Source organism: Erwinia sp. AK-PDG3-5 (assembly GCF_056821705.1).
This window is the reverse complement of record NZ_CM165967.1, coordinates 3789895-3804283: the sequence shown is the minus strand read 5'-3', so window position 1 is coordinate 3804283 and position 14389 is coordinate 3789895. Positions and strand designations below refer to the sequence as shown.

The 14389-nt window shown below is 55.4% G+C and carries 11 protein-coding genes; 5 read left to right on the top strand and 6 right to left on the bottom strand.

Annotated features, from left to right (window positions below):
- Positions 1 to 58 precede the first annotated feature (58 nt).
- Positions 59 to 1342 carry a glutamate-1-semialdehyde 2,1-aminomutase gene (gene hemL, locus AC1UKS_RS17780; RefSeq protein ID WP_265908802.1) on the bottom strand — a complete coding sequence of 428 codons (1284 nt, stop codon included), beginning with the start codon at positions 1340 to 1342 and terminating at the stop codon, positions 59 to 61.
- 171 nt (positions 1343 to 1513) lie between these two features.
- Here hemL and clcA point away from each other — a divergent pair, with 171 nt between their 5' ends.
- On the top strand, positions 1514 to 2953 hold the full coding sequence (clcA, locus tag AC1UKS_RS17775) for a H(+)/Cl(-) exchange transporter ClcA (RefSeq protein ID WP_482434698.1): 1440 nt from the start codon (positions 1514 to 1516) through the stop codon (positions 2951 to 2953).
- 89 nt (positions 2954 to 3042) lie between these two features.
- Positions 3043 to 3387, top strand: a complete 345-nt coding sequence (gene erpA / locus AC1UKS_RS17770; protein WP_041691911.1) for an iron-sulfur cluster insertion protein ErpA — start codon at positions 3043 to 3045, stop codon at positions 3385 to 3387.
- A gap of 430 nt (positions 3388 to 3817) precedes the next feature.
- Here erpA and btuF read toward each other — a convergent pair whose 3' ends face one another.
- Both btuF and mtnN read right to left on the bottom strand, forming a co-directional pair.
- Positions 3818 to 4615 carry a vitamin B12 ABC transporter substrate-binding protein BtuF gene (btuF, locus tag AC1UKS_RS17765; RefSeq protein WP_482434697.1) on the bottom strand — a complete coding sequence of 266 codons (798 nt, stop codon included), beginning with the start codon at positions 4613 to 4615 and terminating at the stop codon, positions 3818 to 3820.
- The gene (gene mtnN / locus AC1UKS_RS17760) at positions 4608 to 5306 is read right to left on the bottom strand and encodes a 5'-methylthioadenosine/S-adenosylhomocysteine nucleosidase (RefSeq protein ID WP_482434696.1); all 699 of its coding nucleotides are present in this window, start codon (positions 5304 to 5306) and stop codon (positions 4608 to 4610) included. The genes btuF and mtnN overlap by 8 nt, the downstream gene beginning before the upstream one ends.
- 120 nt (positions 5307 to 5426) lie before the next feature.
- Here mtnN and dgt point away from each other — a divergent pair, with 120 nt between their 5' ends.
- The 3 genes from dgt (at position 5427) to AC1UKS_RS17745 (ending at position 9866) form a co-directional block, all read left to right on the top strand.
- Complete coding sequence (gene dgt, locus AC1UKS_RS17755) at positions 5427 to 6932, top strand: dGTPase (protein WP_482434695.1); 1506 nt, start codon at positions 5427 to 5429, stop codon at positions 6930 to 6932.
- Between the two features lie 145 nt (positions 6933 to 7077).
- Entirely contained in the window at positions 7078 to 8535 is a 1458-nt protein-coding gene (gene degP, locus AC1UKS_RS17750; protein WP_265908795.1) for a serine endoprotease DegP, read from the top strand.
- Positions 8536 to 8708: 173 nt separating this feature from the next.
- Positions 8709 to 9866 carry a CdaR family transcriptional regulator gene (locus AC1UKS_RS17745; RefSeq protein ID WP_013200839.1) on the top strand — a complete coding sequence of 386 codons (1158 nt, stop codon included), beginning with the start codon at positions 8709 to 8711 and terminating at the stop codon, positions 9864 to 9866.
- A gap of 132 nt (positions 9867 to 9998) precedes the next feature.
- Here the strand turns inward: AC1UKS_RS17745 and AC1UKS_RS17740 are convergent, their stop codons facing one another.
- The 3 genes from AC1UKS_RS17740 to glnD form a co-directional block, all read right to left on the bottom strand.
- Entirely contained in the window at positions 9999 to 10391 is a 393-nt protein-coding gene (locus AC1UKS_RS17740; RefSeq protein WP_013200840.1) for a DUF3461 family protein, read from the bottom strand.
- Positions 10392 to 10716: 325 nt separating this feature from the next.
- Entirely contained in the window at positions 10717 to 11541 is an 825-nt protein-coding gene (dapD, locus tag AC1UKS_RS17735) for a 2,3,4,5-tetrahydropyridine-2,6-dicarboxylate N-succinyltransferase (protein ID WP_482434694.1), read from the bottom strand.
- A 114-nt stretch (positions 11542 to 11655) separates the two neighbouring features.
- Positions 11656 to 14301: a bifunctional uridylyltransferase/uridylyl-removing protein GlnD gene (gene glnD, locus AC1UKS_RS17730; RefSeq protein WP_482434693.1), complete on the bottom strand. Its 2646-nt coding sequence runs from the start codon at positions 14299 to 14301 to the stop codon at positions 11656 to 11658.
- Positions 14302 to 14389 lie beyond the last annotated feature (88 nt).

Genomic DNA, 14389 nt, shown 5'->3' with positions numbered 1-14389 from the left:
TTTTTATCGGCAACGTGCTATCCGTTGGGCGGAAGCACGTTGGTCAGCGCGATGGCGATCAGGCCAGTTTAGCGAAGCACCGGCGTGCCGCATCTACTGTGCGCTCGATATCCTGCTGGCTGTGCGCCAGAGACATAAAGCCCGCTTCGAAAGCCGACGGTGCCAGATACACGCCTTCTTCCAGCATCAGATGGAAGAACTTCTTGAAGCGCTCGACGTCACACTGTGTCACGTCCTGGTAGCTGGTCACTTCTTTCGCCGACGTGAAGAACAGACCGAACATGCCGCCAACGTGGTTCATCACCAGCGGGATCCCGGTCTCTTTCGCTGCCGCCAGCAGGCCTTTCGCCAGTTGCGTGGTCAGCGCGGTCAGCTTGTCGTGGCTGCCTGGCTTGGCAATTTCGCTCAGGCAGGCAAAACCCGCCGCCATGGCAATCGGGTTGCCGGACAGCGTTCCCGCCTGATACACCGGGCCGGTCGGCGCCAGCGCTTCCATCACGTCACGGCGCCCACCAAAGGCGCCCACCGGCATGCCGCCACCGATAATTTTTCCGAGGCAGGTCAGATCGGGCTTCACGCCGTAATGCGCCTGAGCGCCAGCCAGCGCCACACGGAAGCCGGTCATCACTTCATCAATGATAAACAGCGCACCAAATTCGTCGCACAGCGCACGCAGGCCTGGCAGGAAGTCAGCGTGCGGTGGAATGCAGTTCATGTTGCCGGCAACCGGCTCAACGATGATACAGGCGATTTCGTGCGGGTATTGCTCAAAGGCCGCGCGTACCGAATCCAGATCGTTGTAGGTACAGGTCAGCGTATGCCTGGCGAAATCCGCAGGCACGCCCGGAGAGTTCGGCTGGCCCAGAGTTAACGCACCTGAACCGGCTTTTACCAGCAGGCAGTCAGCATGGCCGTGATAGCAGCCCTCAAACTTGATGATCTTGTCACGGTGAGTGAAGCCACGCGCCAGACGGATCGCGCTCATGGTCGCTTCGGTCCCTGAGTTCACCATACGCACCATGTCCATGGTTGGCACCAGGTCGGTGACCAGCTTCGCCATCTTCACTTCCATCTCGGTCGGCGCACCGAAGCTCAGGCCGCGTTGGGCCGCTTCAATCACCGCATCACGGATGGCAGGATGGTTATGACCCAGCACCATCGGGCCCCAGGAGCCGACGTAATCGACGTACTCTTTGCCATCGGCGTCATATAAGTAAGCGCCGTCAGCGCGTTCAATAAAGAGCGGTACGCCGCCAACGCCGCTAAACGCGCGCACCGGGGAATTCACGCCACCGGGAATTAGTTGCTGCGCCTGAGCATACAGATTTTCAGACTTACTCATGGTTCCGCTCCTGAGGATGCATTAAGAAAAACCCGACCATTCTAAGGGAACATGGGGGGAGGATAAAAGGCAAGTCACGCTTTTGACACGATTAGAGAGGAATTTTCCCCGGGACATCGCCACGCAGCGGAGTAAGATATTGGCTTGCCTTTACTAAACAATGAACAGGATATGAACGAAACGACGTCATCTACTGAGCAGTTGAACACCGTACCGGCGCGGCGGGGTGACTTTTTACGCCTGCTGCTGCGTAAGGATAAGACACCCGCTGCGGTGTTGATTGTGGCGGGTATTGTTGGCACCCTGGCGGGCCTGGTCGGGGTGGCGTTCGAAAAGGCCGTCAACGCGGTCGTCAGCCAACGCCTGTCGATGCTGGCCACGGTGGAGAAGCACTGGGTGCTGGTGTTCCCGTTAGCGTTCATTCTTTCTGCGCTGCTGGCGATGGTGGGTTACTACCTGGTCAGGCGCTTTGCGCCGGAAGCGTCGGGTTCTGGCATCCCGGAAATTGAAGGCGCGCTGGAAGAGCTGCGGCCGGTTCGCTGGTGGCGCGTGATCCCGGTGAAGTTTGTCGGCGGCATGGGGGCGCTGGGTGCGGGCATGGTGTTGGGGCGGGAAGGGCCGACCGTTCAGCTGGGAGGGAATATCGGCCGCATGGTGCTGGATATTTTCCGCATGAAAAGCACCGAAGCCCGCCACTCGTTACTCGCCACGGGCGCGGCTGCCGGACTGTCCGCCGCGTTCAACGCGCCACTGGCAGGCATCCTGTTTATTATCGAAGAGATGCGGCTGCAGTTTCGCTACAGCGTTATCTCGATCAAGGCCGTTTTTATTGGCGTCATCATGTCGAGCATTGTCTTCCGCATCTTCAACGGGGAAGGCGCGGTCATTGAAGTCGGCAAACTGGCAAATGCGCCGGTGAATACGCTCTGGCTCTATCTGCTGCTGGGAATGCTGTTCGGTGTGGTGGGCGTGCTGTTCAACACGCTGATTTTCCGCACCCAGGATATGTTCCAGCGCCTGCATGGCGGCAACATGCCCAAAGTCCTGATTATCGGCGGCGTGCTGGGCGGTATCTGTGGCGTGTTGGGCGTGATTGAGCCAGAAGCGGCGGGCGGGGGCTTTAACCTGATCCCGATTGCCGCAGCCGGAAATTATACCGTCGGCATGCTGCTGTTTATCTTTATCACCCGCGTAGTGACCACGCTGCTTTGTTTCGGCTCCGGTGCGCCGGGCGGCATTTTTGCCCCGATGCTGGCGCTGGGCACGCTGCTCGGCACGGCGTATGGCATGGCCAGCGCCTCTCTGTTTCCAGCCTATCATCTGCAGGCCGGTACGTTTGCCATTGCCGGAATGGGGGCGCTTTTCGCCGCTTCGGTGAGGGCGCCGTTGACCGGGATCGTGCTGGTTTTGGAAATGACCGACAATTATCAGCTTATTCTGCCGATGATTATTACCTGTTTAGGGGCAACCTTACTGGCACAGTTTCTTGGCGGTAAACCGCTCTATTCCTCACTTCTGGCGCGGACACTGGCAAAACAGCAGCAGAAAGATGATGACAAAGTGGCAGCACAGAGTGCCACGCAGGCGGCAGTGAAAACGGCGGATACTTGATTGCTATACTTGTGTATAAGATAATGATGCGAAAGATGGTCGATTTATGACCTGGCAGGCAACCGCCTGAATGCATACTGGAGTATTAAATGAGTGACGATATAGCTCTGCCCCTGCAGTTTACTGAAGCAGCGGCCAGTAAAGTCAAAAATCTGATTTCAGACGAAGAGAACCCGGATCTGAAACTGCGTGTGTATATCACCGGTGGTGGCTGCAGCGGTTTCCAGTACGGCTTTACCTTCGATGATAAGATCAACGATGGCGATATGACCATTGAGAAAGCGGGCGTGTCGCTGGTAGTAGACCCGATGAGTCTGCAGTATCTGGTTGGCGGCGCAGTCGATTACACCGAAGGCCTTGAAGGCTCCCGGTTTATTGTGACCAACCCGAACGCGAAAACCACCTGCGGCTGTGGTTCTTCGTTCAGCATCTGATGATGTTGCCCCGGCGGCTTAAGCCGGGGTTCCTACCATTCTACCGTAATCAGCTTCGACGCTTCCCGGTCCCGACTCTTTGCAGAGAGTACCGTTTCAGTCACTTTTGGCTGGGCCGATAGCTGCTGGCCGCAGTTTACTGAGGGTGAGTTTGCTGGTGTCGTGCTTTGCCCGTCAATGTGACATTGCGAGTAAATGGTCAGTTTGACCCCAATGCTGCCCGTTATGGACGCAGCACAGGCATGACCAGCCATCATAAGGCCAAGGGCCAGATAAACGGCTTTCATTGTATTTTCTTTCCTGGTGTAGAAAAATCAGGGCTTTAGCCTAAAAATTGGGCAGCGAGAATAAAATATTTCGCCGCCTCGTTATTTGATTAACGACAAATTCTGTTGAAACTTTAACCGGCTTTGATGCGGTTTTTAAGGTTTCAGGGTTTTTGCCCGGGATGCAGTTGGCTGCACAATTGTTGAGCTGCCAACATAATACGGGGTCCGGGGCGGCTGAACCAGTCATCATTAACAATAATCACCGGTACCGTTAATTGCGGACGCCAGAAGTTTTCGACTTCTGCGGGCGTTGCCACTCCTCCCGTCACAATGACGTCGGGTTTACGCATCAACACCTGCTCGCGGCTCACCTGCGGCCAGGCGACCCGACTGTCAGCAAAGATATTCTCCCCACCACAGATCTGCAAAATCTCATTCTGTACCGTTTTGCCCGAGGCGGTGAACAGAGGATGCTGACCAAACTGTAAAAACACCTTCTTCTTTGGCAGGCCGGCATAGCGGCGGCTCAGGGTTTGCTGCTGCTGAAGCAGGCTATCCGCTGCCGCATTGGCCTTAGCCGGATCGGGGCTCCAGTTCTTAAGCTGCCGCAGGTTGGCTATCACTTCAGAAACGCGGGTAGCATCAATCCACACCACTTTGACGCCAAAGGCGCTGAGTTGATCCACCTGACGGCTGGGGTTGCCGCTGCGCCAGGCCAGCACCACATCAGGCTTGAGGGCCAGAATGCGTTCGGTATTAATGCCCTGCCAGTTTGCCACTTGCTCAATGTGCGTCGCGGCAGGCGGATAATCGGACCAGGCGCTGACGCCAACCGGGGTAATCCCGGCAGCGAACGCCAGTTCTGTCAGGTTGGGGGCCAGGGTGACCACTCGGGGCGATGCCGCTGCTGTGGCAAAAAAGGCCAGCAGCAGCAGACAGGCGAAGAAACGTTTAGCCACGTGACAAATTGGTCAGCAGGGTTTCTACCATCAGAGAGGATTGTTTCGCCGCGACCACCAGGAACTCATCAAAGCTCAGGTGCGATTCTTGATCGGCCACGTCGGAAATGGCACGAACCACCACAAACGGCACGTCGAACTGATGGCAGACATGGGCAATCGCCGTGGCTTCCATTTCGACACCGATAGCGTCTGGGAAGGTGGTGCGAATGCGCGCCAGCGGTTCAGCACCATTAATAAACGCATCACCACTGACCACCAGACCACGAACCGCGTGCAGGCCGAGCTGTTTAATGCAGGCTTCAGCCGCTTCAATCAGTTTTGTATCTGCAGTGAAGGCCGCCGGGCAACCCGCCATCTGACCTGGCGCATAGCCAAAGGCAGTCACATCCGCATCGTGATAACGCACTTCATCCGACACCACGATGTCGCCCACTTTCAGTGAAGGCGCCAGCCCACCCGCAGAGCCGGTGTTGATAATAAAATCGGGTTTGCAGAGTTGCAGCAGCAAGGTCGTGCCGAGCGCGGCAGAGACTTTACCGATGCCCGACTTCAGCAGCGCAACCTCAATGCCATTGAGCGTGCCGGTATAAATTTCGCAGCCTGCCAGCGTCAGCGTTTGACGGTTTTCAATCTTGTCGCGCAGCAGAGTGACTTCCTGCTCCATTGCACCAATAATGCCTGCTTTCATAGGGATACTCGCTAATGTTGTGGAATTAATCTGTGGTTTCGGCGCATAGTCTATCATGGCAGGATGAAAGGCATCACGCGTACCAGGCTTGAATCTGGTGCCGGACAACGGGAAGCAGGCATGACCGAAATCGACTTCAGAAAAAAGATCAATTATCAGCGCCGTTATCGCCCGATGCAGGGAATGAAAGACGAGCATGAAATTCTGCGTATTTTTGAGAGCGACCGCGGGCGCATTATCAATTCGGCGGCTATCCGCCGCCTGCAGCAGAAGACCCAGGTTTTCCCACTTGAACGTAATGCCGCCGTTCGCTCAAGGTTGACTCACTCCCTTGAAGTGCAACAGGTTGGACGCTATATCGCCAAAGAGATCCTGACCCGTCTGAAAGAGTCAGGGCAGCTGGAAAATTACGGTCTGGATCAGCTAACCGGCCCGTTTGAAAGCATCGTTGAAATGGCCTGCCTGATGCACGATATCGGCAATCCGCCTTTCGGCCATTTTGGTGAATCGGCAATTAATGACTGGTTCCGTCAGCGGATGGATAATGAGTTTCTGCCGCCAGACGATCGCGCAGACCGCTGTGAGCCGGAAGTTTTGCGCTATCAAACCGATGGCTTTAACGATCTTCGTGCAAAGATTCGTCAAGATTTATCCCAGTTTGAGGGAAATGCGCAGGCGATCCGCATGGTGCATTCGCTGTTAAGAATGAACCTGACCTGGGCACAGGTTGGCTGTATTTTGAAATATACCCGTCCGGCGTGGCACAGAGGAAAAATTCCGCCAGGCCACGATTATCTGATGAAAAAACCGGGATATTATCTGGCGGAAGCAGAATACGTCGCCAGATTACGCAAAGAACTGGATCTTCAACCGCACTGTCGCTTTCCATTGACCTATATCATGGAAGCCGCGGACGATATCTCTTATTGCGTGGCCGATCTTGAAGATGCGGTTGAAAAAAATATTTTCAGCGTTGAGCAACTTTACGAGCACTTATATGCATTATGGCCGAGCCACAAGCCGAATGATTTATTCAATTTAGTGGTAACCAACGCGCTGGATAAATCCAGAAGTTCCCAAACCAGCCGCAGCAGTGAAGATCAGTTCTTTATGTATTTGCGGGTTAATACGGTTTCCCGCCTGGTGCCACATGCGGCCAGCCGCTTTATTGATAATTTGCCGGACGTCTTTGACGGGAAATTCAATGGCGCACTGCTGGAAGATGGTAATGCCCAGAGTCAGTTACTGGAAATTTTCAAAAAAGTTGCCTTTCGTCATGTGTTTAACCATCCAGACGTTGAACAGCTCGAGCTGCAAGGTTATCGGGTGATCAAAGGGCTGTTGGATATCTATCACCCTTTACTGATGCTGAGCCAGGACGAATTTTCCGAACTGATCGAAAAAGATTACTTAAAAGGCTATCCGATTGAGACGCGCCTTTTCCATAAATTGTCGACGCGCTTTCGTCTGGCATATAGTGAGGCCGTGGGTCGTCTGGATAATCGCGCGGGCGATATCGCTATCTGGGAATATTATTACCGGGCGAGAATGCTGCAGGATTACGTCAGTGGAATGACGGATTTATATGCATGGGATGAGTATCGCCGCCTGATGGCGGTGGAATAACGTTTAAGCCCGGTTGAATTGTAAAGCCAGAGAATAAATATTTACCTTTGGCTGAAACTTTTTCATGAACTTAGCGTTAAAACGTGAATCTCATCATCACGACCACAGCAATGGTTGCATAATTGGACACTAGAGAAACAGACGCATGAAAAAAACACTTTTAGCAAGCGCGTTGGCTCTGAGCCTGGGAATGGCGATGACCCCGCTGGTTGCTTCCGCAGCCGAAACCGCTTCTTCTTCCAGCCAGCAGCTGCCAAGCCTGGCTCCGATGCTCGAAAAAGTGATGCCCTCCGTGGTGAGCATCAATGTTGAAGGCAGTACCACGGTGAAAACGCCGCGTATGCCACAACAGTTCCAGCAGTTCTTCGGTGATAACTCGCCATTCTGTCAGGACGGCTCGCCATTCCAGAGCTCTCCGATGTGTCAGGGCGGCGGTGCGCAGGGCCAGGGACAAGATCCGGGTCAGGATCAGGGCGGAGCCGGAACCCAGCAGGAGAAGTTCCGTGCGCTGGGCTCGGGTGTGGTGATTGATGCCGCGAAAGGTTACGTCGTGACCAATAACCATGTGGTCAACAATGCTACCAAAATCCAGGTTCAGCTGAGCGACGGTCGCAAATATGATGCAAAAGTCATCGGCAAAGATCCAAGTTCAGATATTGCGTTAATCCAGCTAAAAGATGCCAAGAACCTGACGGCCATTAAGATTGCTGATTCTGACGATCTGCGTGTGGGCGACTACACCGTGGCGATCGGTAACCCGTATGGTCTGGGTGAAACGGTCACCTCCGGGATCGTTTCTGCATTAGGACGCAGCGGCCTGAACGTCGAAAACTACGAAAACTTTATTCAGACCGATGCCGCAATCAACCGGGGTAACTCCGGTGGTGCGCTGGTGAACCTTAACGGTGAACTGATCGGTATCAACACCGCGATCCTTGCACCGGATGGTGGCAACATCGGTATTGGCTTCGCTATCCCAAGCACCATGGTGAAAAACCTGACCGCGCAGATGGTTGAATATGGCCAGGTGAAACGCGGCGAGCTGGGCATCATGGGTACCGAGCTGAACTCCGAGCTGGCGAAGGCGATGAATGTCGATGCCCAGCGTGGGGCGTTTGTCAGCCAGGTTCTGCCGAACTCTTCCGCTTCTAAAGCGGGCGTTAAGGCGGGTGACGTGGTGACGTCGATCAACGGTAAGCAGATCTCCAGCTTCTCCGCACTGCGTGCGCAGATTGGATCGCTGCCGGTGGGCACCAAAATGTCGCTGGGCTTGATCCGTGACGGTAAGCCGGTGACGGTGAACGTTGAGCTTCAGCAAAGTACTCAGACCAAAGTGGAATCGGCAACGATCTACACCGGCATTGAAGGCGCCGATCTGAGCAACTTTGACGAGAAGGGCACCAAAGGCGTTAAGGTCGATAACGTGAAGGCCGGCTCTGCCGCTGCACGCATTGGTCTGAAGAAGGACGATGTGATCCTCGGCGTTAACCAACAGGCGATTGCGAATCTTGGCGAACTGCGCAAGATCCTCGATACCAAGCCTTCAGTACTGGCGCTGAATATTCAGCGTGGTGACAGTACAATCTACCTGCTGATGCAGTAAACCATCAGGTGCCGGCGACCATCGCCGGCACCGCTTTATGCCCGCGTTAACTCCTTCTCTTTGTGATGCTCCCCGCAATTTTCACAGACCAAACGCCGCTTAGTGCAGATGCACAATGTACCGTCGGTATTGCACAGGTATGCTGACTGAATGACGCTTTTCAGGAGCAGTGAATGGCTACCTATCATCTCGATGCCCGCCTGGCACAGGACATTGTCGCCCGCACCATGCAAATTATTGACAGCAATGTCAACGTGATGGATGCGCGTGGCCGGATCATCGGCAGCGGTGACCGCGAACGTATTGGTGAAATGCACGAAGGCGCGCTGCTGGCGTTATCGCAGGCGCGTGTGGTGGATATTGATGAAGGCGTGGCGAAACATCTGCACGGCGTTCGGCCCGGCATCAATCTGCCGATGCGCATCGACGGCGATATTGTGGGCGTCATCGGTCTCACCGGCGCGCCAGAAACCTTAAGGCATTATGGCGAGCTGGTGTGCATGACCGCGGAAATGATGCTGGAACAGGCCCGTCTGCTGCATATGCTGGCGCAGGACAGCCGTCTGCGTGAGGAGCTGGTGCTGAACCTGATCCGCAGCGACACACTGTCGCCCGCGCTGGTGGAGTGGGCGCAGCGTCTTCGCATCGACCTCAACCAACCCCGGGTTGTGGCGGTCGTTGAAGTGGACAGCGGCCAGTTGGGCGTAGACAGCGCAATGTCGGAGCTGCAGCAGCTGCAAACGCTGCTAACCACGCCAGAAAGGGACAATCTGATCGCCATTGTTTCCCTGACCGAAATGGTGGTGCTCAAACCGGCGTTTAACGCCCATGGCCGCTATGACGCCGACGATCACCGCAAGCGGGTGGAGCTGCTACAGTCGCGCATGACCGAAAGTGGCCATCTGCGGATGCGTATCGCCCTGGGGAATTTCTTCACCGGGCCAGGCAGCATCGCCCGTTCGTACCGTACCGCGCATACCACCATGGTGGTGGGCAAGCAGCGGATGCCGGAGCAACGCAGCTATTTCTATCAGGACCTGGTGTTACCGGTACTGCTCGACAGCCTGCGTGGCGGCTGGCAGGCCAATGAACTTTCTTTGCCGCTGGCGAAACTCAAGTCGATGGACAACAACGGATTGCTGCGAAGAACGCTGATTTCCTGGTTCAGCAATAACGTCCAGCCGTCGGCGACCGCTAAAGCGTTGTATATCCACCGTAATACGCTGGAATACCGTCTGAACCGCATCTCTGAGCTGACCGGGCTTAACCTGAGTAATTTTGACGACCGGTTGCTGTTGTATGTTGCACTGCAGCTTGATGAACAGCCTTGAGTGAGGGTAGGGCAGGGAAGGCTTAAGCGGAAGATGTAGCGACGTGACGCGTAGGGATACTGCTGAAGGGGGTAGTTCAGGCATAAAAAAAGGCGGAGAGATCTCCGCCTTTCTGTTGCAGTATGCCGGGAATTAACGGCCGCTGCGGGTCAGCTTTTCCAGATCGGATTCGATCTCGCTGATTTTGTTGGAAACCACGTGCTCCAGATGGCGCAGGTCTTCCAGAATTTTACGTTTCAGATCCACTTCAACCTGGTCGCGCTGGCAAATCTGGTCCAGCTCATCAATCACATAACGCAGGTTCGGGCTGATTTCCTGAATTTCTTTGTAACCCTGGCTGGCGTTATCGGCCACCACGGTTTTGCGCTGACGTGGATATTTAAACTTCACGCTTTTGGCAAAGAACTCGCCTTTATCCTTACGGAAATAGATTTTAAGGATGTCGTTGCTGGCTTCCTGACGCAGGCTGTAACGGTCGATGTCGTCAGGAGAAGAGATGCCCAGACCTTTCAGATTGTCATACATAATGTCGTGTTCCTTTGCGGGAGATTGTCGATTCGGCTGCGCGTTACAAATCCTGCGTTAACCCTGCATGCCTGTGCTTGCGTACTGCATGTACGCTGCGGTGGCAGTGCCTGGTCGCGATGTCTTTGCTGAGCTCGCTCATCCCGTACTCAAGGTGAAAACTGTGAAATCTGGAGGCGATGGGGGAGCGTCTGTGCGCTTAACGGCGCGGATTATCGCTCAGTTGTTGCGCAATAGCATCAGTTATTTCGATGCGCGAAAGAGGTAGTTGCCGAAGGAAGTGTAAAGAAAAGATTACGGGCCACAGAACGTGGCCCGGATGACGTTAGTCGATGGTGCGCAGCAGCTCGTTGATGCCGACTTTCGCGCGGGTTTTCGCGTCCACTTTCTTCACGATAACCGCACAGTACAGGCTGTAGCTGCCGTCTTTCGAAGGCAGGTTACCTGAAACGACAACAGAACCCGCTGGCACGCGGCCATAGGTCACTTCGCCGGTTTCGCGATCGTAGATTTTGGTGCTCTGGCCGAGGTACACGCCCATGGAGATCACCGCGCCTTCTTCAACGATCACGCCTTCAACCACTTCTGAGCGTGCGCCGATAAAGCAGTTATCTTCGATGATGGTTGGGTTAGCCTGCAGTGGCTCAAGTACGCCACCGATGCCCACGCCGCCAGACAGGTGAACGTTTTTACCAATCTGCGCACAAGAACCCACGGTCGCCCAGGTATCCACCATTGAGCCTTCATCAACATAGGCACCGATATTGACGTAAGACGGCATCAGCACGGTGTTACGGGCGATATAGGCACCCTGACGCACGGCGGCGGGCGGCACAACGCGGAAACCTTCTTTCTTGAAGCGCGCTTCATCGTAGTCAGCAAACTTCATCGGAACTTTGTCGTAGAAACGGCTTTCTGCACCGTCAATCACCTGATTGTCATTGATGCGGAACGAGAGCAGCACGGCTTTCTTCAGCCACTGATGCGTCACCCACTGACCGTCGATCTTTTCTGCGACACGCAAGGCACCGCTGTCCAGCAGGGCGATAACCTGGCTGACCGCTTCGCGGGTGACGGTGTCGGCGTTAGCGGGGGTGATCTCAGCGCGACGCTCGAAAGCGTTCTCAATAACATTCTGTAATTGTTGCATTAATTCAGATTTCCTGTGTCAAATCGTGTTCCAGGTGCGGGAAGGTTTCGCGGATTTCGGCTGGCCGAACCCGCTCACTCTGCCCCACAAGGCGTGTTAAAAATTAAAGCTGGGTCACACTTTATCGTTTGGATTAAGGGCCTCTGTCAACCGTTGTTGCAACACTTCACGCAATTCCGGACTGAGGGCACGACGTTCACTGTTGGCCAGAATAAACAAATCCTCGACGCGTTCGCCAATGGTGCTGATGCGTGCGCCGTGCAGCGAAACCCCGAGATCGGCGAACACTTCACCCACTCTGGCAAGCAGTCCAGGTTGATCCAGCGCGATCAGTTCCATATAGGTTCGGCGATCGGTATGGGTCGGTAAAAATTTGGCTTCGGTCTCGACACTGAAATGCTTGAGCCGGGATGACTGGCGGCGCGGACGCGGTGACTGCCAGCTGGTCTGACTGATGGATTGCTCCAGCGCCTGGCGGATCATTTCATGGCGATCGGCGGCCAGCGGACTGCCATCCGGCTCCAGCACGATAAAGGTGTCCATCGCCATGCCATCACGGCTGGTGAAGATCTGCGCGTCATGCACGCTGAGGTTCCGTCGATCCAGTTCTCCGGCTACCGTGGCAAACAGGTATGGGCGATCCGGACTCCAGATAAAGATCTCCGTGCCGCCTCGGGTTGCCTGCGGGCTGACCAGCACCATCGGTTTGGTCAGATCGTGATTCATCAGATGGCGCGCGTGCCACGCCAGTTGGTTTGGCGTGTGACGCAGGAAATAGTCGGCACGGCAGCGTCCCCAGATATGGTTTAACGCCTGCTCATCGATATTGTCCATCCGCAACAGCGCCAGCGCCTGCAAACGGTGATGGCGTACCCGTTCACGCAGGTCAGGGCTGTTCTCCATACCCCGACGCAGCTGTTTCTCGGTGGCGAAAAACAGTTCGCGCAGCAGGCTCTGCTTCCAGCTGTTCCACAGGTTTTCGTTAGTGGCGCAAATATCGGCAACGGTCAGGCAAGCCAGGTAGCGCAGGCGATTCTCATTCTGCATCACTTCGGCAAATTGCTGTATCTCGGTCGGATCCTGAATATCCCGACGCTGGGCGGTGACGGACATCAGCAGATGATGGCGAACCAGCCAGGCGACCAGCTGGGTTTCACGGGAATTAAGCCCGTGGAGTTCGGCAAACTCCAGCGCATCCTGCGCCCCGAGAATGGAGTGATCGCCGCCACGTCCTTTCGCAATATCGTGGAACAGCGCGGCCATCAGCAGCAGTTCAACCTGTGGCAGGCGCGGCCAAATCTCAACACACAGCGGATGACGAGGACGCGTGGTTTCACTGGCGAAACTTTCCAGCTTTTGCAGCACGCGAATGGTGTGTTCATCAACGGTATAGGCATGGAACAGATCGAACTGCATCTGTCCGACAATGTTGGCCCACTGCGGCATATACGCCCACAGCACGCTGTGGCGATGCATCGGCACCAGCGCCCGGCTGACGGCTCCCGGATGACGCAGGATCGCGAGGAACAGCTGACGCGCGTCCGGAATGTGACACAGCGGCTCCTTGAGATGGCGACGCGCATGCCTGAGCTGACGCAGCGTCGTTGAATAGATGCCGGTGATACTTTGCGTACGCACCATGACGTAGAACATCCGCATGATCGCTTCCGGCTCGCGGGCGAACAGCGTTTCATCAATCAGATCGATCAGCGATCCGCGGACCTGGAACTCATGGTCAATAGCGCGGGGTTTTTCATCGGTGCCCAACGCCAGAATCGCCTCATCAAACAGCTGCAGCAGCATATGGTTGAGCTCGCTGATGCGGCGGGTGACGCGGTAAAAATCTTTCATCATCCGTTCGACCGGCTCATTCACCTCGCCCTGATAGTTCAGGCGTTGGGCCACGGTCAGTTGACGATCGAACAGCAGGCGGTTGTCGTAGCGCGGCAGCGTCAGATGCAGGGCAAAACGGATACGCCACAGGAACGTCTGGCACTCGTTAAGCTCATTGCGCTCCACGTCGGTCAGGAAGCCAAAACCGACCATCTCATCCAGCGAGGTGGCGCCGAAATGGCGGCGGGCCACCCACAGCAGGGTATGAATGTCGCGCAGGCCACCGGGGCTGCTTTTGATGTCGGGTTCAAGGTTATAGCTGGTGCCGTGATAGCGCAGGTGGCGCTCCTGTTGCTCCTCAATTTTGGCGGCAAAGAAGCGGTCAGACGGCCAGAAGCCATCGCTGAAGACGTTCTTTTGCAGCTCGAGGAACAGCGCCACGTCGCCGGTCAACATGCGGGACTCAATCAGGTTGGTGGCCACCGTCAGATCGGACAGACCTTCCAGCAGACACTCTTCCAGCGTGCGCACGCTGTGGCCGACTTCCAGCTTCAAATCCCACATCAGCGTCAGTAATTCGCTGGTGCGTTGTGCATCCTGTTCGGAGAGCGGCAGGCGGCTGAGGATCAACACATCGATATCGGAAAGCGGGTGCAGTTCACCACGACCATAGCCACCGACCGCCACTAACGCGATGCCGTCCTTTTCCGGGAAGCCATAAAAGCGCCACAGGCGTCGAAGCAGGCGGTCAATAAACAGTGTGCGTGCATCAATCAGCGCTTCCACTTCTGCGCCAGCATCAAACTCGACGGCCAGCAGCTGATGAAATTGCTCAAGGTGTTGTTTGAGGGATTCGCGGGTCAACTCCGCATCCGCCCAGTGGGCAGGGGAGCCAGACTTCTTGTAATCCTTGAGGGTTTTGGTCACGCCAGTGCTCCTGCTAAATGCTCTGCGAGTCAGAATAGGAAAAATCAACACTGACAATAGCGCCAGCACCAGCCTGAGATCAAAAAAA

Coding starts and splice junctions, on each gene's coding strand:
- mtnN (WP_482434696.1), bottom strand. CDS start 5,306: ATGAAAGCAGGCATTATTGGTGCAATGGAGCAGGAAGTCACTCTGCTG.
- clcA (WP_482434698.1), top strand. CDS start 1,514: ATGAACGAAACGACGTCATCTACTGAGCAGTTGAACACCGTACCGGCG.
- hemL (WP_265908802.1), bottom strand. CDS start 1,342: ATGAGTAAGTCTGAAAATCTGTATGCTCAGGCGCAGCAACTAATTCCC.
- degP (WP_265908795.1), top strand. CDS start 7,078: ATGAAAAAAACACTTTTAGCAAGCGCGTTGGCTCTGAGCCTGGGAATG.
- dapD (WP_482434694.1), bottom strand. CDS start 11,541: ATGCAACAATTACAGAATGTTATTGAGAACGCTTTCGAGCGTCGCGCT.
- erpA (WP_041691911.1), top strand. CDS start 3,043: ATGAGTGACGATATAGCTCTGCCCCTGCAGTTTACTGAAGCAGCGGCC.
- dgt (WP_482434695.1), top strand. CDS start 5,427: ATGACCGAAATCGACTTCAGAAAAAAGATCAATTATCAGCGCCGTTAT.
- AC1UKS_RS17745 (WP_013200839.1), top strand. CDS start 8,709: ATGGCTACCTATCATCTCGATGCCCGCCTGGCACAGGACATTGTCGCC.
- AC1UKS_RS17740 (WP_013200840.1), bottom strand. CDS start 10,391: ATGTATGACAATCTGAAAGGTCTGGGCATCTCTTCTCCTGACGACATC.